The 26,283-nt window shown below is 66.1% G+C and carries 22 protein-coding genes and 1 tRNA gene; 14 read left to right on the forward strand and 9 right to left on the reverse strand.

Annotated elements, in window-relative coordinates; translation table 11 throughout:
- Positions 1-193 precede the first annotated feature (193 nt).
- The 3 genes from ACW179_RS09850 (at position 194) to ACW179_RS09860 (ending at position 4,836) form a co-directional block, all read left to right on the forward strand.
- On the forward strand, positions 194-3,457 hold the full coding sequence (locus tag ACW179_RS09850; protein WP_492064113.1) for a S41 family peptidase: 3,264 nt from the start codon (positions 194-196) through the stop codon (positions 3,455-3,457).
- 209 nt (positions 3,458-3,666) lie between these two features.
- Positions 3,667-4,716, forward strand: coding sequence for a glycosyltransferase (locus ACW179_RS09855; protein ID WP_492064114.1), 1,050 nt, complete (start codon positions 3,667-3,669; stop codon positions 4,714-4,716).
- 43 nt (positions 4,717-4,759) lie between these two features.
- Positions 4,760-4,836: transfer RNA gene (locus ACW179_RS09860), tRNA-Met, on the forward strand.
- A gap of 25 nt (positions 4,837-4,861) precedes the next feature.
- Here ACW179_RS09860 and ACW179_RS09865 read toward each other — a convergent pair.
- Entirely contained in the window at positions 4,862-5,320 is a 459-nt protein-coding gene (locus ACW179_RS09865) for an Lrp/AsnC family transcriptional regulator (protein WP_492064115.1), read from the reverse strand.
- A gap of 109 nt (positions 5,321-5,429) precedes the next feature.
- Between ACW179_RS09865 and ACW179_RS09870 the strand changes: the two genes are divergently transcribed.
- The gene (locus ACW179_RS09870) at positions 5,430-6,650 is read left to right on the forward strand and encodes a methionine gamma-lyase (RefSeq protein ID WP_492064116.1); all 1,221 of its coding nucleotides are present in this window, start codon (positions 5,430-5,432) and stop codon (positions 6,648-6,650) included.
- On the opposite strand, the gene ACW179_RS09875 is transcribed toward ACW179_RS09870, so the two are convergent.
- Positions 6,631-7,629, reverse strand: a complete 999-nt coding sequence (locus ACW179_RS09875) for a glucokinase (protein WP_492064117.1) — start codon at positions 7,627-7,629, stop codon at positions 6,631-6,633. The genes ACW179_RS09870 and ACW179_RS09875 overlap by 20 nt on opposite strands.
- 301 nt (positions 7,630-7,930) lie before the next feature.
- On the opposite strand from ACW179_RS09875, the gene ACW179_RS09880 reads away from it, so the two are divergent.
- The gene (locus ACW179_RS09880) at positions 7,931-8,284 is read left to right on the forward strand and encodes a PilZ domain-containing protein (protein ID WP_492064118.1); all 354 of its coding nucleotides are present in this window, start codon (positions 7,931-7,933) and stop codon (positions 8,282-8,284) included.
- A 68-nt stretch (positions 8,285-8,352) separates the two neighbouring features.
- Here ACW179_RS09880 and ACW179_RS09885 read toward each other — a convergent pair whose 3' ends face one another.
- The 3 genes from ACW179_RS09885 to ACW179_RS09895 form a co-directional block, all read right to left on the reverse strand.
- Entirely contained in the window at positions 8,353-8,790 is a 438-nt protein-coding gene (locus ACW179_RS09885; RefSeq protein ID WP_492064119.1) for a helix-turn-helix domain-containing protein, read from the reverse strand.
- Positions 8,791-9,193: 403 nt separating this feature from the next.
- Entirely contained in the window at positions 9,194-10,717 is a 1,524-nt protein-coding gene (locus ACW179_RS09890) for a response regulator (protein WP_492064120.1), read from the reverse strand.
- A gap of 226 nt (positions 10,718-10,943) precedes the next feature.
- Positions 10,944-13,760: a TonB-dependent receptor gene (locus ACW179_RS09895; RefSeq protein ID WP_492064121.1), complete on the reverse strand. Its 2,817-nt coding sequence runs from the start codon at positions 13,758-13,760 to the stop codon at positions 10,944-10,946.
- 552 nt (positions 13,761-14,312) lie between these two features.
- Here ACW179_RS09895 and queC point away from each other — a divergent pair.
- The 3 genes from queC to ACW179_RS09910 all read left to right on the forward strand — a co-directional run bounded on the left by queC (position 14,313) and on the right by ACW179_RS09910 (position 16,097).
- Positions 14,313-15,029, forward strand: a complete 717-nt coding sequence (queC, locus tag ACW179_RS09900) for a 7-cyano-7-deazaguanine synthase QueC (RefSeq protein WP_492064122.1) — start codon at positions 14,313-14,315, stop codon at positions 15,027-15,029.
- Positions 15,026-15,658: a 7-carboxy-7-deazaguanine synthase gene (gene queE / locus ACW179_RS09905; protein ID WP_492064123.1), complete on the forward strand. Its 633-nt coding sequence runs from the start codon at positions 15,026-15,028 to the stop codon at positions 15,656-15,658. The genes queC and queE overlap by 4 nt, the downstream gene beginning before the upstream one ends.
- A 73-nt stretch (positions 15,659-15,731) precedes the next feature.
- Complete coding sequence (locus ACW179_RS09910) at positions 15,732-16,097, forward strand: 6-carboxytetrahydropterin synthase (RefSeq protein ID WP_492064287.1); 366 nt, start codon at positions 15,732-15,734, stop codon at positions 16,095-16,097.
- A gap of 9 nt (positions 16,098-16,106) precedes the next feature.
- Here the strand turns inward: ACW179_RS09910 and ACW179_RS09915 are convergent, their stop codons facing one another.
- Complete coding sequence (locus ACW179_RS09915; protein ID WP_492064124.1) at positions 16,107-16,397, reverse strand: type II toxin-antitoxin system RelE/ParE family toxin; 291 nt, start codon at positions 16,395-16,397, stop codon at positions 16,107-16,109.
- Positions 16,394-16,660 carry a type II toxin-antitoxin system ParD family antitoxin gene (locus ACW179_RS09920; RefSeq protein ID WP_492064125.1) on the reverse strand — a complete coding sequence of 89 codons (267 nt, stop codon included), beginning with the start codon at positions 16,658-16,660 and terminating at the stop codon, positions 16,394-16,396. Before ACW179_RS09920 ends, ACW179_RS09915 begins: the two co-directional genes overlap by 4 nt.
- An 88-nt stretch (positions 16,661-16,748) precedes the next feature.
- Here ACW179_RS09920 and prmC point away from each other — a divergent pair, with 88 nt between their 5' ends.
- The 5 genes from prmC (at position 16,749) to clpB (ending at position 23,395) form a co-directional block, all read left to right on the forward strand.
- Positions 16,749-17,618 carry a peptide chain release factor N(5)-glutamine methyltransferase gene (gene prmC / locus ACW179_RS09925; protein WP_492064126.1) on the forward strand — a complete coding sequence of 290 codons (870 nt, stop codon included), beginning with the start codon at positions 16,749-16,751 and terminating at the stop codon, positions 17,616-17,618.
- A 254-nt stretch (positions 17,619-17,872) separates the two neighbouring features.
- Positions 17,873-19,090 carry a DUF4167 domain-containing protein gene (locus tag ACW179_RS09930; RefSeq protein ID WP_492064127.1) on the forward strand — a complete coding sequence of 406 codons (1,218 nt, stop codon included), beginning with the start codon at positions 17,873-17,875 and terminating at the stop codon, positions 19,088-19,090.
- A gap of 171 nt (positions 19,091-19,261) precedes the next feature.
- Positions 19,262-19,855, forward strand: coding sequence for a hypothetical protein (locus tag ACW179_RS09935; protein WP_492064128.1), 594 nt, complete (start codon positions 19,262-19,264; stop codon positions 19,853-19,855).
- Between the two features lie 65 nt (positions 19,856-19,920).
- Positions 19,921-20,712, forward strand: a complete 792-nt coding sequence (locus ACW179_RS09940; RefSeq protein WP_492064129.1) for a M48 family metallopeptidase — start codon at positions 19,921-19,923, stop codon at positions 20,710-20,712.
- Positions 20,713-20,809: 97 nt separating this feature from the next.
- Positions 20,810-23,395 (forward strand): ATP-dependent chaperone ClpB, encoded by a 2,586-nt coding sequence (gene clpB / locus ACW179_RS09945; protein WP_492064130.1) that lies wholly within the window; start codon positions 20,810-20,812, stop codon positions 23,393-23,395.
- Positions 23,396-23,529: 134 nt separating this feature from the next.
- Here the strand turns inward: clpB and ACW179_RS09950 are convergent, their stop codons facing one another.
- Entirely contained in the window at positions 23,530-24,537 is a 1,008-nt protein-coding gene (locus ACW179_RS09950) for a cupin-like domain-containing protein (RefSeq protein WP_492064131.1), read from the reverse strand.
- A 115-nt stretch (positions 24,538-24,652) separates the two neighbouring features.
- Between ACW179_RS09950 and ACW179_RS09955 the strand changes: the two genes are divergently transcribed.
- On the forward strand, positions 24,653-25,444 hold the full coding sequence (locus tag ACW179_RS09955) for a hypothetical protein (RefSeq protein ID WP_492064132.1): 792 nt from the start codon (positions 24,653-24,655) through the stop codon (positions 25,442-25,444).
- A 26-nt stretch (positions 25,445-25,470) separates the two neighbouring features.
- On the opposite strand, the gene ACW179_RS09960 is transcribed toward ACW179_RS09955, so the two are convergent.
- Entirely contained in the window at positions 25,471-26,145 is a 675-nt protein-coding gene (locus ACW179_RS09960) for a GntR family transcriptional regulator (RefSeq protein ID WP_492064134.1), read from the reverse strand.
- Positions 26,146-26,283: the final 138 nt, after the last annotated feature.

The raw sequence follows: 26,283 nt of genomic DNA on the forward strand, positions 1-26,283 counted from the left end.
AGCCGGAGAGCGCGGTGATCACGCCGACGCAGTTACACCACGCGATGGGACACGACCTCGCTCAGCATATCCCTCCATCACATCGTTGCCCAAAACCCCACGCTCATTCGCCCCGCCGCCGGTTCAAGCTTGGCAGGATCGACGGGCGTGTTAGCCCTTTCAGCCTCAGGAATTTTCGGTGTGCGGTGCGGTTATGGCTTTTCAATTCAGGGCGCTGCTGGGCGCAGTGTCGGCGCTGGCGCTTTGCACGGGGCTGCCGGCGGCGGCGGCCGTGACGCCCCTGCCATCCCTGGCCGAGCCGGCCCTGTCGCCGGACGGGGCCGAGATCGCCTTTGTCTCGGGCGGTGACGTCTGGACGGTTCCGGCCAAGGGCGGTCAGGCCCGGTTGCTGGTCACCGATCCGGCCACGGAAAGCCGGCCGCTCTATTCGCCGGATGGCACTCAGCTGGCCTTCGTGTCCAACCGCGCCGGCTTCGCCAATCTGTATGTGCTGACGCTCTCCACCGGCGCGCTGAAACGCATCACCTATGCCGAGACCAATGAGGCCCTGGACGGCTGGTCGCGGGACGGAAAGTGGCTCTACTTCACCTCGGGTGCCAATGACGTGGCGCGGCTGGGCGACGTGTTCCGGGTGGCGGCCGGCGGCGGTACGCCGCTGGAGGTCAGCCGCGAGCGGTTCCTGTCCGAGTTCCACGCTGCGCCCTCGCCCGACGGCCAGTCGGTGGCGATGATGGCCAAGGGCATCGGCAACGGCCAGTGGTGGCGCAACGGACACTCGCATATCGACGAGACCGAGCTGTGGCTGAAGCCGATCGCCGCCAGCGCGCCCTACAGGCGCCTGCTGCCGGCCGGGGCCAAGCAGTTGTGGCCGATGTGGCGGCCTGACGGCGGCGCGCTCTATTACATGAGCGACGAGAGCGGCACCGAGAACCTCTGGAAGCTGCCCCTCAACGGCGGCAAGCCCGAGCAGATCACCCGTTTCACGGATAGCCGGGTGCTGTGGCCGACCATCGGGCTGGACGGCAAGACCATCGTCTTCGAGCGCAACTTTGCAATCTGGTCGCTGGACACCGCCACGGGCAAGGCGTCCCAGACCCCGATCACCCTGCGCGGCGCGCCGGCGGCGGCGGGCGAGAAGCGCCTGAACGAAACCAGCTTCGACAGTCTGTCGCTGTCGCCCGACGGCAAGAAGGCCGCCATCATCGCCCGGGGCGAGCTGTTTGCGGTCTCCACCAAGGACGGCGGCGCGGCCCAGCGGGTGACCCGCACGCCCGGCGTCGAGCACGATCCGGTCTGGTCGGCCGACTCGCGCAAGCTGGTCTATGTGTCCGAGCGCGAGCTGTCGGCCCAGATCTATGAGTACGACTTCGCCAGCGGCGCCGAGCGGGCCCTGACCTCCGGCGAGGGCCGCAACACCGCTCCGGTGGTCTCGCCGGACGGCAAGAAGCTGGCCTATGTCCGTGATGGCAAGCAGCTGCGGGTGATCACCCTGGACGGCGGCAAGGTCAGCAAGGACGCGATGATCTTCGAGGGCGCGCTGAGCGGCTTTGAGGACAGCTTCGCGGTCTGGTCGCCCGACAGCCAGTGGCTGGCCTTCACGCTGACCGACCGCAAGGCCTTCGACAACATCAACGTTATCCCGGCTGAGGGCGGCACGGCGCGACCGGTCAGCTTCCTGGCCAACGGCAATACGGGCGGCAAGATCGCCTGGTCGCCGGACGGCAAGTTCATCCTGGCCGACACCAGCCAGCGCAGCGAAGACGCCAAGATGCTGCGCATCGACCTGCTGCCCAATACGCCCAAGTACCGTGAAGACGCCTTCCGCGACCTGTTCAAGCCCGGCGAGGCACCCGACAAGCCAGGTCCTTCGCAGGAGCGCTCGTCGAAGGACGATGCGCCCAAGGCCGAGGCCGCCAAGACAGGAAGCAAACCCGAACCGGTCAAGGTCGAGGCCAAGGCGGCCCCGGCCAAGCCCAAGGTCGCCCCGGTGAGGATCGTGTTCGAGGGCATCCGCGAGCGCGCCTCGTTCCTGCCCCTGGGCATGGACGTGGCAGACCCGGTGATCAGCCCCGACGGCAAGACCCTGCTGTTCCGCGCCCGTCAGGCCGGGCAGGTCAATTTCTACACCTACAGCCTGGACGAGTTGTCCAAGGAGCCGCCGGTTCCGGTGCAACTGACCTCGACCCGCCGGCCCAAGGGCGACGCGGCCTTTACGCCTGATTCCAAGGAAGTTTTCTTCCTGGAGGGCGGGACCATCGTCTCCAGCCCCATCGATACGCCCAAGCCCAAGCCGCTGGCCGCGAATGCTGAACTGGACACGGACTTCGATGTCGAAAAGGCGGTGGTGTTCGAGCAGGCCTGGGGCATCCTGGATCGCGGCTTCTATGACCCCAAGTTCCACGGCCAGGACTGGGACAGGCTGCGCCAGCAGTGGGGCCCCTATATCGCCGGGGCACGTACCGGCGATGAGCTGCGCCGTAACATCAACCTGCTGATCGGCGAACTGAACGCCTCGCATTCCGGCATCCGCGCGCCCGATCCTTCGGGGCCCCAGCCGGTGCGGGCCGGCGACCTGGGCCTTCGCTTCGAGCGTGAGGCCTATGAAGCCGGCAAGGGTCTGGTGATCCGCGAGGTGGTGGCCCTGGGCCCGGCCGCCATCGAGGGCAGCATCAAGCCGGGCGAGACCCTGCTGGCGGTCAATGGAACGGCGCTGGAGCCCGGCGTGAACCTTGACCTGCTGCTGCGCGGCCAGTCGGGCAAGCGGGTGACGCTCGGCATTGCCGGTGCCGCCGGCGAGCGCGAGGTCGTGGTCCGCCCCGTTCCCGGCACGGTGGCCACGGGCCTGCTCTATCGCCAGTGGGTCAATGACCGGCGGGCCTATGTGGAAAAGGTCAGCGGCGGCAAGCTGGGCTATGTCCACATCGCCGACATGTCGGACGCCTCGTTGGCCCAGCTCTACATCGACCTCGACGCCCAGAACCAGGGCCGCGAGGGTGTGGTTATCGACATCCGCAACAACAACGGCGGCTATGTGAACGGCTATGCGCTGGATGTCTTCACCCGCCGCAACTACCTGATGATGACGGCCCGCGACCGCTTCCCCGTGCCCAGCCGCCAGAACCTGGGCCAGCGGGCCCTGGGCCTGCCCACCGTGCTGGTCACCAACGAGTCGTCGCTGTCGGACGCCGAGGACTTCACCGAAGGCTATCGGGCCCTGGGTCTGGGCAAGGTGGTGGGCAAGCCTACCGCCGGCTGGATCATCTTCACCAGCGCGCGCCAGCTGATCGACGGCTCGTCCGTGCGCCTGCCGTTCATCCGGGTGGACGACCTGCGCGGCCAGAACATGGAGCTCAATCCGCGTCCGGTGGATGTGGATGTGGACCGGCCCCTGGGCGAGAGCCTGACCGGCGGTGACGCGCAACTGGATGCGGCGGTGAAGGTGCTGCTGGGGAAGTAGGGGGCAGATCCTCCCCCGGAAGGGGGAGGTGGCCCGGAGGGTCGGAGGGGGAAGTTTGCTCTGAACCGGCCGGCGACTTCCCCCTCCGTCGCCTCTCCGAGCCGACACCTCCCCCTGCAGGGGGAGGATCGTTAGGTGCTCACTCGCGTTGACACCGCGGGCACAGACTCCGATGGTCCGCGCCTGTTGCCTTGCCCCCGGAGTCCGCCTTGACCAACATCTTGCACGCCATGCTGGGCAAGGGGCTGGGCGGCCTTGAGCAGGTATTTCTGGACTATCAGCCGATCCTTGAAGCGATCGCGGCAAGGCGCGGCGGAACCTGCCAGGGCGTGGTGCGCCAGGGCGGCAAGGTGGCGATCGCGCAGGCCGGGCGCGTCCCGCCGCTGGCGACCATCGCTGCCTTGACCGACTGGGATCCGATCAGCCTTGGCGCGGCCCGCAGGGTGGTGAACTCAGCCGCTCCGGCCCTGATCATCAGTCATGGCCAGCGGCCCGCGCGGTTGTTTGCCAAGGTGGCGGCGGGGCAGGTGGTCCAGGCTGTCTGCGTCCACAAGCCCGCCTTCGATGTGACGCCGGGAACCCATTATCTGTGCGTGGGCCTGCATCTGGCCCGGCTGGCGGTCGAGCGCGGCGCGCCGGCAGACCATGTGCATTTCGTCCCCAACGCCGTGTCGCCGCCTGTGGCTCAGGCGACCCCCTTCGCCCACGAAGGCCAGAGCGTCAGGATCGTCGCCGCCGGCCGCCTGCACCCCAAGAAGGGCTTCGACGTGCTGATCCGCGCCGTCGGCCACCTGCGGGCCTGGGGGCTGGACGCGGAGTGCGAGATTGCCGGCGAAGGCGATGAGCGCGGCCATCTGGAGGCCCTGATCGCCGAACTGGACCTCAGCGGGTGCGTGCGGCTGGTGGGCTGGACGCAGGATGTCCCGGGCTTCCTGGCGACCGGCGACATCTTCGCCTTTCCCTCGCATCAGGAGGGCTTTCCGCTGACCCTGCTGGAGGCCATGGCTGTGGGCCTGCCTGTCGTGGCCTCAGAGATCGACGGTCCCATCGAGATGCTGAAGGACGGCGTCAACGGCCGCCTGGTGCCCGAGGACGATCCAGATCGTTTGGCAGAGGCCCTGGGCGAGTTGATCGCCGACCGTTCCGCCGCCCGGGCCATGGGCGAAGCCGCGCGCGAGGTGGTGTTGTCGCAGTACGGACCCGATCAGTTGGCGGGGCGCCTTGAAGCGGTGGTCGATCTGATGCTTCCGCGGGCTTGAAGCCGGCGCCGCTTGAGCGTATGACGCGCGTCCGCCCTGGCGCGGTTGGGTAGCTCAGATGGTTAGAGCGGTGGATTCATAACCCACAGGTCGGCGGTTCGATCCCGCCTCCAACCACCAGGACGGCGGTTTCCCCCACCCCTGATCACCCCGCCACCGGAAACACCCGGGTCTGCTTGACCACGCCGTAGGCGAAGCTGGTGTCGATCGAGGCAATGCCGGGAATGGCATGCAGGCGGCGGCGGATGAAGTCTTCATAGGCCTCCAGACTCTCGACGATCACCCGCAGCAGATAGTCGTCGCCGCCGGCCAATAGGAAGCAGTCGAGAATCTGGTCGATCCGCGCCACCTGGTCCTCGAAACCCTTCACGACATCCTGGCCGTGGCGGTCCAGCCGCACGCGGATGAAGACGGTGATCGGCAGGCCATAGGCCTTCTGGTCGACCAGGGCGGTGTAGCCAGCGATGACGCCGGTTTCCTCAAGGTTGCGCAGTCGGCGCAGGCAGGGCGAAGGCGACAGGTTCACGCGGTCGGCCAGGTCCTGATTGGTCAGGCGGCCATCCTTTTGCAGCTCGCGGATGATCTGGCGGTCCTTGGCGTCCATGGCGGTGTCCTTGAGCAGAATCTGCCAAACTATGGTGGCTATGGGGCAGGATTAGCAATCTATTGCACTGCAACCCGCGTCAATCTGGTGGCGAACGGGAGTAGACGACATGCGCGACCAGGCGGGTTTTTCGACGCGGGCGATCCATGCGGGCTATGATCCCGCCGACGAGCACGGGGCGCTGACGCCGCCCCTGCACCTGACTTCGACCTTCGCCTTCGATACCGCCGAAGCCGGCGGCGAGATGTTTGCCGGCACGCGGCCAGGCCATTTCTATTCGCGGATCTCCAACCCGACGACGGACCTGCTGGAGCGCCGGATGGCGGGGCTGGAAGGTGGCGAGGCGGCCGTGGCCACAGCGTCTGGCATGGGTGCGATCACGGCGGTGATGTGGAGCTTCCTGCGCGCCGGCGACGAGGTGGTCACCGACCAGACCCTGTATGGCTGCACCTTCGCCTTCATGCGGGACGGGCTTTCTCGGTTCGGGATCACCATCACCCAGGTCGACATGACCGACCCTGAGGCTTTGGCGGCCGTGGTCGGCCAGCGCACCCGGATCATCTATTGCGAGACGCCGGCCAATCCCAACATGCGGCTGGTCGATATCGCCGCCGTCGCCGGCGTAGCCCGGGCCTGCGGGGCGAAACTGGTGGTCGACAACACCTATGCCACGCCCTTGCTGACCCGGCCGCTGGAACTGGGCGCCGATATCGTCGTCCACTCGGCGACCAAGTATCTGGGTGGCCATGGCGACCTGATCGGCGGGATCGCCGTGGGCGGGATCGAGGACATGGCCCGGGTACGGCTGGTGGGGGTCAAGGACATGACCGGGGCGGTGATGTCGCCGTTTACGGCCTTCCTCGTGCTGCGGGGGCTAAAGACCCTGGCCCTGCGGGTGCGGCAGCACTGTGCGGGTGCCCTGGCCGTGGCCCGCTGGCTGGAGGACCATCCGGCGGTGACGCGGGTGTTCTATCCGGGACTGGAGAGCTTTTCCCAGTACGGCCTGGCCTGTCGCCAGATGGCGCTGCCGGGCGGCATGATCGCCTTTGAGCTGGCCGGAGGGCACGAGGCCGGGGTGGCGATGATGAACCGACTGACGATGATCCGCCGGGCCGTGTCGCTGGGCGACGCCGAGACCCTGATCCAGCACCCGGCCAGCATGACCCACTCCACCTATTCGCCGCAGGAGCGCGCAGCGGCGGGCATCGGCGAGGGGCTGGTGCGGTTGTCGGTGGGGCTGGAGGATGAGGCTGACATCCTGGCCGACCTGGAGGCGGCGCTGGCGACGGCCCCCGTGATGGCCCTGTCCCTCAGCAGTCCAGATATTTGACCTCGCTGGCCGCGTAGCGCAGGTCGTTGGGTGAGAACAGGCTGGACAGACCCAGCAGGGTGCAGCGACCGCTGGCCAGATAGACGGGAATGTCCTCCAGATAGGCTCGCATCCGGCCCTTGGCCAGGAAGCGCCGCGAGAAGGCGACCTTGTCCAGATGGCCGTTGATCCGCTCGATCAGCGGGCTGTTCAAATAGACCCCGCCGCGTGCCGCATAGAGCAGGGCGATGTCACCGGCATAGGCCCCCAGCAAGGCGCTGAAGATCGACATGGCCTCAAGCGCCGTCGCGTCGCCAGCCTGGCAGTGCTCTATGATAACGTTGTCATCAAGAGCCAGAAAAGAGTCTTCGCCGGGCGCGGCCAGACAGGCATGGATATCGGACAGGCCCTGCTGGCACAGCAGGTGTTCGGCCGAGACATGGCCGTGACGGGCGTACAGGCGTTCAAAGATCGGCGTCTCACGGGGCTCGTCCGGGGCGAAATTGATGTGGCCGCCCTCGCTGGGCATGGCCACCCAGCCGTCTGAGCGGTGCGGGGCCAGGCCCGCCACGCCGAGGCCCAGATCAGGGCCGATCACGGCGATGGCTCCGGCCTTCGCCGCAACGCCCCCATGGACCGTCGCAAGGGCTTCCGGAGCCAGCTTGGGCGCGCCCAGGGCGCATGCGGTGAAATCATTGACAAGGTGCACGCGCGGGGTTCGCAGAACGCCGCGCAGCCAGACGGTGCTGACGGTAAAGCCCGCGCCGCCCGTCAGGGTGACCCTGCCGTCGATCTCCGGCCCGGCCGCGCAGACCGCGCCGCCGATCAGGTCATCGCCCTCATCGGCCTGGGTCATGGCCTCGCGCAGGGCCGCCTCAAGATCGGCCAGGGAAGCGCAGGGCTGGGTGCGATAGTCCTCCGGCGCGGCACCGGGCCTGGCGAGGGCCAGTGCCAGATCGCGACCATTCAAGTCGGCGAGAAGAACCGAGCCCTGAGCCATTCTAGCGTTTCCTCGTGACTGGTTTTTCCCAGCACTGAATCGTTGCATCACTCATCATCAGTCGGTCCGAAAAATGATCGAACCGGGCATGGCAGGCAAGTGGCGCTCGGCGATATTGCGCGGTCAGACGTTAAATTGAACCCAACACATCCGAAAACTTGGCGACCTTGCCTGAAATGTCCCGACTTCAGGTCGAGGTTATTGGGTGCAAACAGTTGTTCGAATGCTTTGTGGACTTGGTTAGCCTGATGAAATCATATCTCTGCACAGCCGATTAATCGCGTCGTGCGTTTAGTCGGGTATGTCGAAATATGCGTCAGGGCCGGAAAATGACCGGCGGACAGCGCCACGCGTCCAGACGCAGCGGGCCGGAAAGCTGTTGGGCGGAACCTTCGCCTGGGATTGCGTTATCCGGGATGTATCCGACAGCGGCCTGCGTGTGCAGATTCTGGCGGGGGTGACGCCTCCCGCCCGTTCGCAGCTGGTCGATCTGGTGATGGGCGTAGCCTATGACGTCCAGGTGGCCTGGCAGAAAGACCGCGAGTTCGGCTTCCGGGTGCTCAACACCTATGATCTTCGCGGCTTGACGCCGGCTTCCGCGCGTCTGGCCAAGAACATCTGGGCGGCCTCCCAGGGGCGCGCGTCTGCGAGCTGAGCCGGGCGCAAACAAGAACCCCGGCGGTCACCCGCCGGGGTCTTTTTATGCAGTAGGGGTGTCGAGCTTCAGGCGGCGGCGTCGCTGCGGACGGAATCGTCTGCCATGGCGCGGACCAGATCGAGAACCTGGCGCCGCACGCGGCCGCGGCCGATGCGGGGGAAAACCTCGGCCAGTTCCAGGCCTTCGGGTGTGGTCAGGAATTCCTGGACGACGCGTTCGGCGTGGGCGCTGACATCATCAATCTCCGAGCCGCCCATCGGGTCAGCCAGGCCATCGAAGAAAAACGACACCGGCACCTGCAGGGTCTTGGCGATCTCGTACAGCTTGCTGGCACTGACGCGGTTGGCACCGCGCTCGTACTTCTGCACCTGCTGGAAGGTCAGACCCAGGGAATCGGCCAGTTGTTCCTGGCTGACACCCATCAATTTTCGACGCATGCGGACGCGGCCGCCGACGTGCAGATCGACGGGGTTGGGGCGTCGTCCTTCAGTTTCTTCAGTCATCTTTTCGCCTCCAACGGTTGTTCCCTAAACATGACACGACCGGCGCGTCGGCGTAAGTACGGCGCGGCGTTAGGTCGCGCAGGTTGCGGTTTCCACACTCGATATGGGTTTCGTTTCGTCTCTGGATTGATCCGGTCCACGCCTTTGCGCCGATGGCGTGAGCGTCGCTTCCGCAGAGCGCCTGGCTCCGTCTACGGAAGAAGCGAGGCGATTCGTGGAGCCCGTGGAAGGTCCGGCTGGCCAGGGTTGCGTTGCGCCCGAACACCTTGCGCGCCCGAGTCGTGAGGGCGGAGGCCTGATGGTCCTCGCCGCTCGTGATCATGTTGCCACGCTCGATGAAGAGAGCGTTCCGCACCTGCCTAAACACCAGCTTATGGATCACGCCGGCAGGATGGGCAGGTCTTCAGGCCGCGACCTCTTCGGCGTCGTCGCCGCCGAGCAAGGCGCTGAGCACCGTGGCCAGTCGTTCGGGCTTGATCGGCTTTTCGACGACGTCCTGCATCCCGGCGGCCAGATAGGTCTGGACGTCGGCGGGGTCCGCGTTGGCGGTCAGGGCGACGATGGGTGTGATGGCCGGGCGGCCGTTCATTTCGCGGATGGCGCGGGTGGCGGTGACGCCGTCCATGCGCGGCATCTTGATGTCCATCAGGATCAGGTCGAAACGGCCGCTGCGGGCCATCTCGACCGCCTCGATGCCGTCGACCGCCTGTTCAGACGTGCAGTCGAACATGTCGCACAGGGCCTCGGCCACCATGCGGTTGGTGGCGTTGTCGTCGACGATCAGGATGTGGGCGGCACGGGTGTCGAGTTGCGGTTCGCTGGCCGCGACGGCGCCCAGGCGGGCGGCTGGAGCGGTCAGACCAAAGCGCACGGTCAGGCCCGCGCCACGGTTGGCCTCGGCGGTCACCTTGCCGCCCATGCCGTGCATGATGCGGTGGGCCAGGGCCATGCCCACGCCCAGAGCCATTTCTGTGCGGTCTTGCAGACGGGCCGCGCCCAGGGGGCTGAGGACGCGGGCCAGGCGATCTTCGGCCGGGCCCTGCGTGTTGTCGCGGACGCTGCCTTCCAGAGCGACGCCGGCGGCGCCAGAGCGGGCGTGCAGGCAGGCCTCGATCACGCCGCGGCCGCTGGCCAGGGCGCTGTCGATCAGGGCGTCGAACACCTGCAGCATGCGCTCGGCATCGACCTCGACGGCGCATTCAGGATCGCCGTCATAGGAGAACAGCAGGGTTGAGCCGCCCTCGGCGGCGCGTTTGCTCCAGGCAGCCTCAACCGCGTCGGCCAGGTCGCCCAGGCGCACGGGTGAGGGACGCATGGCCAGCAGCCCGTGGCTGGAGCGGTGCAGGTCGATGGCCCGGGCCAGCATGGCGCTCATGTCGCGACTGGTTTCGCCGATGGCGCGCACAAAGGCGCTGGCATCGGGGGTCAGGGGCTGGTTCTCCAGCCGCTCGGTGATGGCCAGCACGCCGTCCAGATGGTGCGTGATGTCAGTGGCAATGCGCTCGACCAGGCCCATGGCGTCCTCGGCCTGGCGCTGTCGCTGGCGGTGCGAGGCGATCAGCGAACCCAGCCCCCCCACACCGGCATAGAGGCCCTGCTCGTCGATTGCGATGAAGGCCGAGCGGAAGACGGGAACCGGGCGGTCGGTCAGGGTGTCGACGAAGGTGTCGGGATCCAGGTCCATCGGGACCAGGCGCGGCGAAGGGTCCATCACATCGTAGATCGGGCGGGCGCTGAGCGTGTCGGCGGCAACCTGCATCATGCCGATCAGAACGTCGCGATAGACCATGCCCAACGGCGCGCCGTTGTCGGCCACCGCGATGGCGAAGGCGTTGAGATCGGCCGTGAAAACCGCCAGCACCTCCTCGCACGAGGAGTCCGGGGTGACCGACGGGCGACGATCAATCAGACGAGATAGCGTTTCCATGCGGTCGCTTCGCTTGGCGTCTCTAGGGCGTTCATCATGGCCCGGTCGCCGTTGCGGAGTCGTTAAGTGATGGAGATTTCTTGAGAACGTGGTTCTTGAAGGGTGAATTCAGGGGCTGTGGGCTGCCGATCGCCAGGGCGCCTGGCCAAGGCCCTCTCAAACAAAAAAGCGGCGGCGGATTGCTCCGCCGCCGCCCAATTTCACCGCCCCCGGAGAGGCGTGTGGCCTACCACTTCTTGGTGATGCTCACGCCGTACAGGCGCGGCTCCTGAGTGATGACGTTGGTGAACAGGCCCGAGGAGTCGTCGCTGGTGTAGGCGTCGATGATCGGAACATCGTTCAGCAGGTTCTTCACATAGGCGTCAATCTCAACGCCCCATTCCGGCTTCTCGACCTTGAGGGTCAGGTTGACGTTTTCCCAGCCCTCGATCTTGTCATAGGCCGTGTTGTAGACGCGGGCATATTGCTCGGTCTGGCGGTAGTAGTCCCCGCGCAGGGTCGCGCCCCAGCCACCGGCCAGGTCCCAGCTGTACTGGGCGCCGACCGAAACGGTCCAGTGCGGCGAGCTGGGCAGCTCGTTGCCGGAAACGTCGGCCGTGGTGCCTTCGATCGAGTAGCCGGCACCATAGGTGTAGAGACCGGTGCCGTTGGCCAGGAAGTTCGCCGTTGGGGCCGGAGCGCCGCGGCTTTGCAGGAAGCCCTGGAAGACGGCTGCGCCACCGCAGGCGAACGGCAGGGCAGCGCCCTGGCCGAGGGAGAGCAGGGTGGCGACGCCGGCCGAGTTGAGCACGCAGTTGGCGCCGGCGCTGGCGTTCGGCAGGCCGGGGCCGACCTTGACCAGGGTATAGGCCGGGTTGTTCTGGGTCCGGTCCATCGTGTCGATCGACTTCACGCCCTCACCGATCTTGGTGTGCAGATAGCCGATGTTGGCATTCAGGCGCAGATTGTAGACCGGCGACCAGATCGACTCGAATTCAAGGCCGTAAACCTCGGCATTGACGTTCTCGTTGACCGAGGTGCGGTTGACGATCTTCGAGATCTGGTAGCCCTGGTAGTCGTAGTAGAACCCGGTGGCGTTCAGCAGCAGGCTGCCGTCCATCAGGGTGTTCTTGGTGCCCAGTTCGAACGCGTTGACGAACTCTGGATCATAGGTTTGCGGGACGTTGACCGAAGTCGCCGGGACGCCCGGGTTGATGCCGCCGCCCTTGTAGCCCTTCGAGTAGAAGGCATAGAGAAGGGTGTCGTTCGTGAAGCCCAGTTCCGGCTTGTAGTCGAAGCCGAAGCGGCCGGTCAGTTCGCTGAACTCGGCGCGTTGCACCGGGGTCACGGGATCGACCGTCAGGCCGATGCCCGGGGCGAGTAGAACGGTCTTGTAGTTGACGACCGACTTTTCGTCCTTGGTCTGACGCAGTCCGAGGGTGAACTTCAGCTTTTCATTGGCCTGCCAGTAGAGTTCACCAAACAGGGCGCTCGACTTGAGTTTGTATGGCGTCTTGTTGTCGTAATAGTTGTGGCCAGAACCGTCCGGCGTAGCCTTGGTGTCGATGCCGATACAGGTGGTCGGCAGGGCCACAGCACTACAGTTCGGATTGCCGGTGTTCTGGAAGTTCAAGCCCAGGGCCGACAGGGTCAGCGAGTTGCCGATGACATAGTAGTCGGTGATGCTTTCGTAGTCGAAGCTGATGCCGCCTAGGTTGAAGTTCAGCGGGCCGTCAAAGTTCGACTGCAGGCGGACTTCATAGCTGGTCTGTTCGGCGTCGTTGGAAGAAATATCCAGCGTCGTGAACTTGTTCGACAGCCCGGTCTGCGGGTCGTTGGTGAAACCGCCGGGCGTCAGGGGCGTGTTGTTGAAGGGCACGGTCGAGACGTTGCGGTTGTAGTCCTGCTTCGAATAGACCGAGTTCTTGCTGGTCGACATCATCGCCGTCAGCGTCAGTTCGTCCGTCAGGTCGTAGTTCAGGGTGAACTGATAGAGGTCCGATTCCGAACGATAGATCGGGTCGAAGGCCGACTCGATCTTGTTCAGGTTGCGGTCGGTGGTGTCGCCGGCGTTCACGTCACCGCTGGTGAATCCGAAGATGTTGCCGAGCATGCCGGTCAGGCTGCCCGAGGTGTTGACCGTGCCGTAGGCGGCGGCATTGTAAAGCGAGGCGTTGGCGCAGCCCTGGGTCAGGAACACGCGGGCCGCACCCGTGGCGACGCCGCCGACCGTGGCCGGGCCGTTGTCCTTGGTGCACAGCTGCTTGCCGGTCCGCGAACGGGCGTCGTCTTCGTTGAAGCGCTCGTAATAGAAGAGGGTGCGCAGCTTCTCGGTCGGGTTGAACATCACCTGGATGCGGCCCGAATACAGGTCACGGTCGTCGACCTTGTTGCCCGTGAAGGTGTTGGTCATGAAGCCGTCGCGCTTCAGATAGGCACCGGACGCGCGGACGGCCAGCTTGTCCTCGTAGATCGGGATGTTGACCATCCCCCGGACCTTTTGCGTGCCGTAGTTGCCGACTTCCGCACGGGCCATGGCCTCAAAGGTGTCGGTCGGCTTGGCGGTGATCAGGTTGACCACGCCGCCGGTGGCGTTGCGGCCGTAAAGCGTGCCTTGCGGACCGCGCAGAACTTCGACGCGCTCCATGTCGTAGAATTCGGCTTCGAACAGGTTGCCCGACTGTTGGGGGGCGTTGTTCAGGTGCACGCCGACGCCCTGGTCAGCCGCGCTGCCCACGGCCCGCGCTCCGATGCCGCGGATCTGGAAGTTGAAGCTGTTGGTGAAGTTGCTCTTGGCGAAGCTGACGTTGGGGATGGCCAGCTGAAGATTAGGACCCCCGTCGATCTTCTGGGCTTCCAGCGTGTCCTGGCTGAAGGCGGACACCGCGATCGGCACGTCCTGAAGGGCTTCTTCCTTCTTCTGGGCCGTAACGACCAGCTCTTCGATGACTGTCGATTGCTGGGTGTTGGACTGCTGGGCGAAAGCGGGGGCGGCGACGGCTGAAAGCACGGCCGCCGAAGCACCCATGGCCAGCAGGCTCCGCAGACGCAGAGATTGCGACATGTAAATTCCCTCCCTGAACGCTGCGGCGCCTTATGGCGGCGCCTGCTCGCGTCGTTGTTTCCTCGGCGCCGTACCATTCGCGCTGCGCGGGCGTACGGCGGACCCATCGCAACATTGGGCGATTGCATACTTGCGATCTGTTGCTGTCAACCGCCGCAATCATATATGATCAGCGATATGTTACAGCATTTCACTTTCCGCCACGTCATCTTCTCCTGTTTGGGGTAAGTTTCGACTGAAATTAGAAAAATGGGTGTGCTCGTGACGTAGCGGAAATCCATGTCAGACCGCTAAAATCCCTTACCCAGCTCGAATAAGACACTGAGACACGTTCGCAAGACTTCGGAAATTCGGTGACTCGGGTATCGTGTCGGGAGGGGCTTTTCGCGCCAACTCCTGAGCCGCACGCCCCTTTCCCGGCATGGGGGGCGGAGCCGGGATCATCAGGCCAGGCCCCACAACCGTTTCGACCCGCCGCCGCCTCGTGTAGAGGAGGGCCATGCCGATCCGCCTTTCCCTTTCAAAACCCCGCGCGTGCCCGGAGATCCTTCGATGAGCGACGCCGCCCTCGTGCTGTTTTCCGGCGGTCAGGACAGCAGCGTCTGTCTGGCCTGGGCGCTGGAGCGCTATGCCCGCGTGGAGACCGTGGGCTTTGACTATGGCCAGCGCCACGTGATCGAGATGGAGGCGCGGGTGGCCGTGCGCCATCAGGTGGCCGCCCGCTTCCCGCACTGGGCCGAGCGCCTGGGCGAAGACCATGTGCTGGACATCCGCAGCTTCGGCGCCGTGGCCCAGAGCGCCCTGACCGACGACCGCGCCATCGAGATGACCGAGCGGGGCCTGCCCTCGACCTTCGTGCCCGGCCGCAATCTGGTGTTTCTGATCTATGCCGCCGCCCTGGCCGACCGCCGGGGTATCGACGCCCTGGTCGGCGGCATGTGCGAGACCGACTTCTCGGGCTATCCCGACTGTCGACGCGACACCCTGGACGCCATGCAGAGCGCCCTGAACCTGGGCATGGATCGTGGCTTCCGCGTCGAGACCCCGCTGATGACCCTGACCAAGGCCCAGACCTGGGCGCTGGCCAAGCAACTGGGCGGCGAGGATCTGGTCGATCTGATCGTTGTCGAGAGCCACACCTGCTACCAGGGCGAGCGCGGCGAACTGCACCCCTGGGGTCATGGCTGCGGCGAATGCCCGGCCTGCGAGTTGCGCCAGCGGGGCTATGAAGAGTGGGACGCGGCCGGGCGCGAGGCGCTGGTCTCGTGACCTACAGCGTCAAGGAAATCTTTCTCACCCTGCAGGGCGAGGGCGGGCAGGCCGGCAAGGCGGCGGTGTTCTGCCGGTTTTCCGGCTGCAACCTGTGGAGCGGCCGCGAACAGGACCGCGCCAAGGCCGTCTGCACCTTCTGCGACACCGATTTTGTGGGCACGGACGGGGAGGGGGGCGGCAAGTTCGCCACGGCCAAGGATCTGGCCGCTGCGGTCGAGGCCGCCTGGACCGGCGGCCCCCGCGATCGCCTGGTGGTCTGCACCGGCGGCGAGCCGCTGCTGCAACTGGATGCGGCCGCCATCGACGCCTTGCATGCACGCGGCTTCATGATCGCGGTCGAGACCAACGGCACGGTTCCGGCGCCGGACGGGATCGACTGGGTCTGCGTCAGCCCCAAGGCCGATGCGCCCGTTGTGCAGACGCGCGGCCAGGAGCTGAAGCTGGTTTTCCCGCAGGCCAAGGCCTTGCCCGAGCGCTTTGCGGGGCTGGATTTCGAGCGCTTCTACCTGCAACCGATGGACGGTCCGGACCGGGAGCAGAACACGCAATTGGCCGTCGCCTATTGCCTTTCACACCCTCAATGGCGTTTAAGCGTCCAAACACACAAATATCTCGGCCTGCCCTGACGGATAAGGCGCTCGATCTGGTGACAGGGTCGTTGCGCTAGAGCCTCCCAGGCCTTGTCAAAAGAAGCCTATGATGATGCCCGTCTTCGAGATCACGAAGGCCGCGACTTTCGACGCGGCCCATTACATCGAGCAAGGTCCCGCCGACCATCGCTACCGCAAGCTGCACGGCCACTCGTTCAAGGTGGAAGCCAGCGTCAAGGGGCCGATGCAGGACGCCGGCTGGGTCGCCGACCTGGAAGGGCTGGACACCGCCCTGAAGGCCGTCGCCACCGAGCTGGACCATGGCCTGCTGAACGACCGCCCCGGCCTGGAAAGCCCGACGCTGGAGCGCCTGTGCCTCTATTTCGCCGACCGCCTGACCCCGGCCTTCCCGGGCCTGTCGCGCGTGGTGATCTCGCGCCCGACGATCGGCGAAAGCTGCGCGCTGAGTTTGTGAGGGGGGGGCTCAGTCCAAGTGCAGCCGGACATCCATGTTCTGGTGCAGAATGCGGACGATCTCCACCACCGTTCCCAAGCGGTAGAAAACGAGATGCGAGCCGACGGGACGTTTTCGATAGTCGGGTCCGATCTCGTCTTGGCGCACCCCCAGATCGGGCCGCTCGGCAACCATCTCAACGGCGTGTCGGATCTGGCGCATGTAGTCGGCTGCTCTTTGTCGGCCCCACTTTCCGACGGAATAGTCCCAGATCTCATCCAGATCGGCTCGTGCCCGAAAAGAGAGACGATAGGCGCTCATTCCTCGTGGAAGCCGACGGGAGCTTCGCCGCCGCTGCGCTTGCCCTCAATGAACGCCTCGAAATCGAAGTTCTCGATAAAGCCGCTTTCCTCACCCTCGATCAGCGCCGCCCGCAGCGCCGCCAGCCTGACCTCGCGATCTTCGAGCATCCGCAGCCCGGCGCGGATCACTTCGCTGGCCGAGCCGTAGCGACCCCCGGCGATCTGGCCCTCGATGAAGCCCCGGAAATGGTCGCCCAGGCTGACGGACGTATTCTTGCTCATTGGAGGGTCTCCGCTGATCGCAAAGTACCAAAATCGGGTACAAATCTCAATCTCGCCCTGACGCTCTCAACGCGCTATCTCACCGACCATGACCCTGACCCTCGTCAAAGCCTGGACCGCCGCCAAGGAGCGTCTGAAGGACGCCGGTATTGATCAGCCCGCCATTGACGCGCGCCTGATGCTGGAGGTGGCCGCCGATGTCACCCGCACCGAGATTGTCACCGACCCCTACCGGATGCTGACGCAAGAGCAGTGGGCGACGCTGGATGAGTATCTGACCCGCCGGGCCCGCCGCGAACCGGTCAGCCACATCATCGGCCGCAAGGGGTTCTGGAAGATCCTGTTGCAGGTGAACAAGAACGTCCTGACCCCGCGCCCCGAGACCGAGGTTATCGTCGACGAGGTGCTCAAGGCCTTCCCCGAGCACATGGCCTTCAGCATGCTGGACCTGGGCGTCGGCTCGGGCACCATTCTGCTGGCGGTGCTGGCCGAGCGGCCGGCCGCCAAGGGGCTGGGCATCGATGCCTCGGAAGAGGCCCTGGCCGTAGCCCGCGAGAACGCCGCCAATCTGGACCTCAACACCCGCGCGGCCCTGCTGCGCGGCGACTGGACGGCGGGGCTGGGCGACGGCGGTTTCGACCTGGTGGTCTCCAATCCCCCCTATATCGCCACCCATGTCATCGAGACGCTGGAGCCGGAGGTTCGCGACCACGAGCCGCGCCTGGCCCTGGATGGCGGCCCCGACGGCCTCGATGCCTATCGCCAGCTGGCCCCGGAGATCCTGCGTGTCCTCAAGCCCGGCGGTCTGTTCGCTGTCGAGATCGGCTATGACCAGTCGCCGGCCGTCGAGGCCCTGTTCCGCCAGGCCGGCGCGCAGGGCGTAAAGACGGTCAAGGATCTCTCCACCCACGACCGCGTTGTCACCGGCACGAAAAATCCCTTGGAAACCCCTGCGTGAGAGGCTAGACGGAAGTGGTCTCCTCCTAAAAAGCCGGGTGACGGGAACAGCGGTCGTCCATGACGGTCGTAAAGCTCCTCCGGTAGGCGCGCACGGTCACAAGCCGGTCGCCGCGCCACAGAAAAGGCGGGGGCTCTACGGAAACCAGTGTCTCGAGAACCCCAGGCGGCCCCACAGGTCCGAATACAGTTCAACAGACCAGCAAGGCCGGCCGTATCCGCAGAGACGGAGCGCCGGACAGGTTCAGAGAGACCATGAAAGATTTCAAGGGCATGAAGCGCCAGCGCGGCCGCAATAATCGCGGCGGCAGCAATACTGGCGGCAAGCCTCAGCAACACAACGCCAACCGGGCCTTCGATTCGAACGGCCCCGAAGGCATCAAGGTTCGCGGTGCGGCCCAGAGCGTGTACGAAAAGTACCAGCAGTTGGCCCGCGATGCGACATCGTCCGGCGACCGGGTTCTGGCCGAGAACTACCTGCAGCACGCCGAGCACTATTTCCGCGTCCTGCGCGCCATTCAGCCCAATCGCGCCGTCAGCGACATCATCGGCAAGGACGCCTATTCGGCCTACGAGATCGATTTCGAAGCCGAGCCCGAGGAAACCCCCGAGGCGACCGAAGCGCCCGCCGACCAGGGCGGCGACAATGACGGCGAGGGCCAGCGCGACGAGCGCCCCCGTGACCGCTTCGAAAATCGCCAGCGCGACGAGCGTCCCCGGGACGACCGTCCTCGCGAGGATCGCCCCCGTGAAGACCGCCAGCGCGATGACCGCCCGCGCGAGCGCTTCGACAATCAGAACAATCAGGGTCAGGGCCAGGGACAGGGCCGCCGCGACCGCTGGCGCGAACGTGACGAGCGCCAGCGCGATGACCGCCCCCGCGACGATCGCCCCCGTGACGATCGCCCCCGTGATGATCGCCCTCGTGATGATCGTCCCCGCGACGACCGCCCCCGTGATGATCGTCCCAGAGATGACCGCCCCAGGGACGAGCGTCCTCGTGACGAGCGTCCGCGCGAAGATCGCTTCCGCGACGAGCGGCCTCGCGAGGATCGATTCCGTGATGAGCGCCCGGCCGTTGCCGCCGCGCCTGTCGCCGCTGCGGCCCTCGAAACGCCTGCCACCGAACAGCCTCAGGCCGAAGCCCGCCGCGAGCGGGCTCCGCGCCGCGAACGCGCCCCCCGTGATCGCAGCGTGAGCGACCGCGATCCGATGGCCGTGATCGAGCCCCAGGCCACCCCGCTGACCAGCGAGGTCTCTTCGGACAGCTCGCCGATGCTGCGCGGTCAGGACGGCGCCGTCAGCCACGCCCCGGCCTTCCTTGGTCGTCCCGCTGCGGCCGCTGCGCCTGTCGAAGCTCCGGCTCCTGCTGCAGATGGTGAAGAGGTCAAGAAGCCCCGCCGCCGTCGCGCGCCACGCAGCTTTGAAGGCGGCGAAGGCGCGCCCGACGTAGCAGGGTCTGAAGAGGCGTAAGTTCGCCCGCTTTCGACCTCAGTCTATCCAAAAGGAGCCGTGCAAGCGGCTCCTTTTTCTTTGGGGGCGCCTTCGGAGCCCTGTAACGTCCCCGTCTTCAGGCGTTCTTTACCACGCTGCTTCACGCTGCCTTTACCCCGTTGGGGGGTTCTAGCGGGGTAGCGAGGACAGATGACGACCCCCACGATCAGCGCAAATGTCAGGCCCTATACCTCTGGCGATTCCGCCGGCGGCTTGGCTGTGGCCGCCGCAGCGCTGAGCGACACCACCGGTGCCGTGGCCCTGGGTCAGAAGCTAACGGCCTATCACACGCTGTCTGCCCGCTGGGCCGGCGCCGATCAGGGCGAGCGGGAGACCCTCGCCTATGCCCTGACCGAGTCGCCCTTCGCCAAGACCGTGCAGTCGGCCCTCAACACCTTTACCCGCGCCGCCTGGGCCGGCGCCGACGCTGTGCCGCCCGCGCCGCAGATCCGGATGAAGGCCGCCTTTGAGGGTCTGTCAGAAACCGACCAGACCATTGTCGCCTCGCTGAACGTGGGGATGCCCAAGGCCTCGCCGGCCTCGGTCGAGGACTATCGCGGCAAGCTGCAGAGTGCGCTGGACGCCGTTCAGCCCGCGCTGCGTCCACAGGACACCGTCACGCTGTCTCCCGAAGCCCGCGCCCGCATGGCCGGCCAGGCCGCGCCCGAACCCGCGCCGCCGCCCACCGCCGCCACACCGGAACTGGGCGCGGCGCTCAGCGCCTACGGCAAGGCGGCCGGGTAGAGGCCAGGCGCTGGCCTGGCGGACCGTCATGTTAGGCGCACCCCCTTGAGCTTTGCTGTCGCCTGATGTGTATCAGGTCCGCAACAATCCTTGCGCGGAGCCGTGTCTTGCGTCGTCTCGTTCTTGCTTCGCTGCTGGCGGTCGGCCTTTCAGCCTGCGCCTACAATGCCGATCTGGGGCGGGACCAGTTGCTGATCGTCAAGGATTCGGGCCTGGCCTCGGCGGGGGAAAAGGCCTGGGCCAAGACGCTACGCACCGGCTACCTGTCCAGCGATCCGGCGCGCAATGCGCGGCTGCAGTCGGTCGGCCAGCGGGTGGTGACGGCGGCGGGGCTGAATAACCGTCCGTGGGACTATGCGGTTTTGATCAACGAGGTTCCCAACGCTTTCGTCCTGCCTGGTGGCCATGTGGGGGTGACCACGGGCCTGCTCGACATGGTCGACAATGACGACCAGCTGGCCGCCGTGATCGGACATGAGGCCGGCCATGTCGTGGCCCAGCACGCCGCCGAACGCTATTCGCAGTCGATGACCTCCAAGCTGGTGCTGGGCCTGGCAGGCGCGGCGGCGGGGAGTTCCAGCGAGCTTGGCCGGGGGCTGAAATCGTATGGCGACGACGCCACCGACTATCTTTTCCTGCTGCCGTTCTCGCGCAAGCACGAGCTGGAGGCTGATCGCCTGGGCGTCGACTACATGCAGCGGGCCGGCTATCGCCCGCGCGAGGCCGTGGTGCTGTGGCGCAAGATGCAGGCCCAGGCGGGCGGCGGCCAGGGCCGTCCCGAAATCGCCTCGACCCACCCTTCGGACGCCACGCGTATCGCGGCGCTGCAGGCGTATCTGAGCAGTAAGGGCTGGTGAGGCCTTGTGTGGCTAAATCGCCACACCTACATCCCCCGTCGGGAGGCGTTGTGCTTGATCAAGGCGGCGCGTCCCATTCCGCCTAGAAGGGGACATCATGAATATCGATCTCTATTCCGACCGCGCCAAGCAGGCCGTGCAGTCGTCCCAGAGCCTGGCTCTGGCGCGCGGCCACCAGCAACTGGGCCCAGAACACCTGCTGAAGGTTCTGCTTGAGGAAAAGGACGGCCTGAGCCGCGCCCTGATCACCAGCGCCGGCGGGCGGGCCGCCGCCGTCGAGACAGCCGTCGAGGCCCTGCTGGCCAAGACCCCCCGGGTCGACGGGGCCGGCGGCCAGCTCTACATGAAGCCCGACACCGCCCGCGTGTTCGCCGAGGCCGAGAAGGGTGCCAAGGCGGCCGGGGACGCCTTCGTCACGACGGAACGTCTGCTGATCGCCCTGGCCAAGGAAGGCGGCGAGGCGGCCAAGATCCTGAAAGATGCCGGGGCCGCGCCCAAGGCGCTGGAAGATGCCGCCAATGCCGTTCGCAAGGGCCGCACCGCCGACAGCGCCAATGCCGAGGAAGGCTATGAGGCCCTCAAGCGCTATGCCCGCGACCTGACGGCGGCCGCCCGCGACGGCAAGCTGGACCCGGTGATCGGCCGCGACGAGGAGATCCGCCGCACGATCCAGGTGCTGAGCCGCCGCACCAAGAACAATCCCGTTCTGATCGGCGAACCGGGCGTCGGCAAGACCGCCATTGTCGAGGGTCTGGCCCTGCGCATCGTCAATGGCGACGTGCCCGAAAGCCTGAAGGACAAGACGCTGATGTCGCTCGACATGGGCAGCCTGATCGCCGGCGCGAAGTATCGCGGCGAGTTCGAGGAGCGGCTCAAGGCGGTGCTGAACGAGGTGACCGCCGCCGAGGGCTCGATCATCCTGTTCATTGACGAGATGCACACTCTGGTCGGGGCCGGCAAGAGCGAGGGGGCGATGGACGCCTCCAACCTGCTCAAACCCGCCCTGGCGCGCGGCGAACTGCACTGTGTGGGCGCTACGACGCTGGAGGAGTACCGCAAGCACGTCGAGAAGGATGCGGCCCTGGCCCGCCGCTTTCAGCCGGTGTTCGTCAGCGAGCCGACGGTGGAAGACACCGTCTCGATCCTGCGCGGCCTGAAGGAGAAGTACGAGGTCCATCACGGCGTACGCATCAGCGACAGCGCCATCGTCGCGGCTGCCACGCTGAGCAACCGCTATATCGCTGACCGCTTCCTGCCCGACAAGGCCATCGACCTGATGGACGAGGCCTCCAGCCGCGTGCGGATGGCCATCGACTCCAAGCCCGAGGAACTCGACGAGATCGACCGCCGCCTGGTGCAGCTGAAGATCGAGCGCGAGGCCCTGTCCAAGGAAACCGACGCAGCCTCTCGCCAGCGGCTGGAAAACCTCGAAACCGAGATCGACGACCTGCAATTTCGGTCCGACGAGATGACCGCCCGCTGGAAGGCCGAGAAGGACAAGGTGGGCGGCGCAGCCCAGGCTCGCGAGGCCCTGGACCGTTTGCGCGCCGATCTGGCCACGGCGCAGCGGGCGGGTGACTTCGCCCGCGCCGGTCAGCTGCAATATGGCGAGATCCCGGCCCTGGAGCGCCGCCTGGCCGCCGCCGAAGAGGGCGACACGGCCGGCAAGTCCCTGACCCCCGAGGTGGTCGACGCCCAGCAGATCGCTGCCGTGGTCAGCCGCTGGACCGGGGTGCCGGTCGAGAAGATGCTGGAGGGCGAGCGCGAGAAGCTCTTGCAGATGGAAGTGGCCCTGCGCGCCCGCGTGGTGGGCCAGGACGAGGCCCTGGAAGCTGTCTCCGACGCCGTGCGCCGCGCGCGGGCCGGGCTGCAGGACCCGTCACGCCCGATCGGCTCGTTCCTGTTCCTGGGCCCAACGGGCGTGGGCAAGACCGAGCTGACCAAGGCCCTGGCCGAGTTCATGTTCGCCGACGAGCACGCCATCACCCGGATGGACATGAGCGAATACATGGAGAAGCACTCGGTCAGCCGTCTGATCGGGGCTCCTCCCGGCTATGTCGGTTACGATGAAGGGGGCGCACTGACCGAAGCCGTGCGTCGGCGGCCCTATCAGGTGGTTCTGTTCGACGAGGTCGAGAAGGCCCACCCCGACGTCTTCAATGTGCTGCTGCAGGTGCTGGACGACGGTCGCCTGACCGATGGTCAGGGGCGAACGGTCGACTTCCGCAACACCCTGATCATCATGACCAGCAACCTCGGCTCCGAATATCTGGCCAACCAGGACGACGGCGAGGATGTGGACGCGGTGCGGCCCCAGGTGATGAACGTGGTGCGCGGCCACTTCCGTCCCGAGTTCCTCAACCGGATCGACGAGATCATCCTGTTCAAGCGGCTGGGCCGGGCGAACATGGCCGACATCGTCCGCATCCAGCTGCAACGGGTGGAAAAGCTGTTGGCCGACCGCCGCATGACCCTGGCCATCGATGCCGAGGGCCTGCTGTGGCTGGGCGAAAAGGGCTACGACCCCGTTTACGGCGCGCGGCCCCTCAAGCGCGTGATCCAGAAGGAACTGGTCGATCCCATCGCCCGGCTTCTGCTGGCTGGCGAACTGGAAGACGGCGGCGTGATCGCGGTCAGCGTCGAGGGCGGCGCGCTGACAGTGGGCAAGGCCGTGTTGCAATAGGACGTAGCGGCCCCCTCCCGATGGGTGGAGGGGGCTAGAGCGGGCGATCTGACGAAATCAGATCGCCCGCTCTAGTCTTTTGTTTTCACGCACGTTTCATTCCGAAAACCGGTTCCCGCTTTTCGGAACGCACTCTAGCTGTCGAAGTCCAGCAGCTTTTGTCCCAGCGCCTGGCGCATGCGCCTTGCGTCCTCGACCGACAGCGCGCCCAGCATGCCTTGCGCCTCTGGCGGCAGATGCGCCACGGCGGCCTCGGCATCGCCGAACACATAGTGCTCGAATAGTGTCTTCCACGCCGCCCGGTGCGAGGCGGGAAGCGCGCGCAGGGCCAGGACGGCGTGCAGAAAGGCGTCATAGGGCAGGCCGCGTCCCTCGGACGGCGGCGACCACCAGTAGTTGGCCAGCACGTTGATCGGCGCCAGCGACCGCACGTGGTGCCACCACAGATAGGGGATGTAGAGCGCGTCGCCGGGACCCAGTTCGGCGACCAGGGCCTGGTCCATCGCATGGGCGAAGCGGGGATGCAGGGCCGGGTCGGGGGCGTCGAACGACACCATGCTGATCGGCGGGCCGCCGGGGGTGCGCTCCAGCGGGCCGATATAGAGGTCGCCGACGCTGCCGGGCGGGAACAGGGTGAAGCGCCGCCGGCCGGCCACGACGCAGGCCAGGTTGTCATAGGGATCCTGATGGGCGGCGATGATCACGCGGTTGCCGATCCACAGGCGCGGCTCGATCGACGGGTCCAGCAGGGGGGTGCTGTTCTCCGCGCTGAACCCGGGCAGGTGGGTGTCGGCGGGGATCGACTGTACGGCCAGGGCGGCGGGGCTGGGCTGGTCACGCTGCGCCAGCAGGAAATCAAAGCTCTTGCGCAGCCGCGCGCCGCCACTGCTGAAATTGAAGCCCGACAGGTCATTGTTATAGAAAAACCGCCCCCCGGCTGCGGGGTCGCTGACCAGGGTGGTGATGATGTTCTGACGATCGAAGCGCGACAGGTGGTCCAGCAGAGCCTCGTCGCCGCGCGCCGCCGAGGCCACCACGGGCCAGTCGGCGGCCAGACCCCGAAAGATCACCGGCTGTGCGGCGGGGACGATTGTGTCGTGAAAGGTCTCGGCGCTGATCGCGCCCATCTCTCGAAGCGTCATGCGTCCGCCATCACCTCTGAACCCCGCCGCGTCAAGGGCGGGCGACCCGGGCTCGACTTCAAAGAACGATGGTTTATGCTGTCGCCCAGCAACGTCTTTTTCCCGGGGGGGGATGATGACCGCCTATTCAACCACGGACATGCCGCCCGCGCGCGGCCCCGTTTTCACGCCGCGCCATCCGTGGGACCGCTGGTTTATCCCGGCCCTGATCGCCGTATTCTGGATCGGGATCGTCATGGGCTTCGGCTCCGATGTGCTGACGCGCGCCAAGGCGGGGCCGCTTTCGTTTCCGATGATCATCCATGTCCACGCCGTGGCCTTTACGGGGTGGCTGGTGTTGCTGACGGTGCAGGCGACCCTGATCCGCAAGGGCCGGGCTGACCTTCACCGGCGGCTTGGTCTGGCAAGTCTGGCCCTGTTTGTGGTGATGCTCATTCTCGGCCCGATGGCGACCTTCACCACCCAGGTGTCACGGTTCGGCAGTCCGGCTGAAGACACCGCCTTCCTTGCGATCCAGCTGGGCGGGTTGGTCAGTTTCGCGGGCCTGGTCGTCGCGGCCATTCTGGCGCGCGAAGACAGCCCCCTGCACAAGCGTCTGATCCTTCTGGCGACCCTGGCCATCGTCGACGCCGGCTTCGCCCGCTGGGTCGGGCCGATCTGGGGACCGTTCCTGGGGCCGCTGCTGAAATCGCCCTTCTGGACGAACTATCTGATCTTTTATGGATCGACGGCGGCCCTGATGCTTGCGATCGGGGCTTATGACCTGGTGACCCGTGGCCGACTGTTGAAGGGCTATGTTCTGGGGCTGGTCTGGGCCTTTAGCTGGCATTTCATCATCATGATCGCCTATCTCAACCCCGGCTGGGGCGTCTTCACCCATGGCCTGATCGGCGCCATGGCGCGATAGCTGCACCGACGTCCTGGGCTGCTGGCTCAGGTGCGCTGGGCGCTGGGCGGCTCGCCGATCAGCAGGGCGCAAGCGGCCTCTGCGGCAGCGGGATCGCGCTGGGCAATGGCCTGCGCCAGGGACCTGTGGAGTTCAACGTCCCGCATCTGGTCCTCCTGCGACTGCTTTTCCATCTGCCAGATCCAGTAGCGGGTCGCGGTGTTTTGCAGGGCGATCACGAACCGGGCCAGGGTGGTGTTGTGGGTGGCGAAGGCCACCGCGCGGTGAAAGCTGTGGTCCATGGCCAGCATGGCGCGGAAGTCGCCGCCGGCAATGGCGGCCTCGGCCTGGTCGAAGGCACCGGTAATGGCCGGCAGATCCTGCGGACGATGATTGCGGGCCGCCAGGGCCGCCGTCCGGCCTTCCAGCATTCGCCGCACTTCAAAGGCGTGCTCGATCTCGGTGATGTCCATCGGCGCGACGACCGTGCCGACGCGGGGACGGCGAACAACCAGCCCTTCGATCGCCAGGCGGCCCAGCGCATCGCGAACCCCCGACACGCCGCCGGCATAGCGCGTCGCCAGCACCTTTTCCTCAAGCACCTGCATGGGCGGCAGCTCGCCCAGAATGATATCCATCAGGATGAGCTCATAGAGCCGCGCCTTCTGGAGCCCCGGAGCCCAGTCGCCATAGGGCTCAACACTGTTGAGCGGGCCCTTCATGGCCGAGCCTGACGGAAACGCTGCATGGTCGAGCTCCTGGAGCGCTTTCCGGCGAAGCGCATGCCGGTTAGTCGCCGAAAAAACGCGTTAAAACAAAAACCTGGAGCAAACGGCATGGCTCAGTCATGGCGACCTTTG

Source organism: Caulobacter sp. AVps18, from assembly GCF_058681425.1.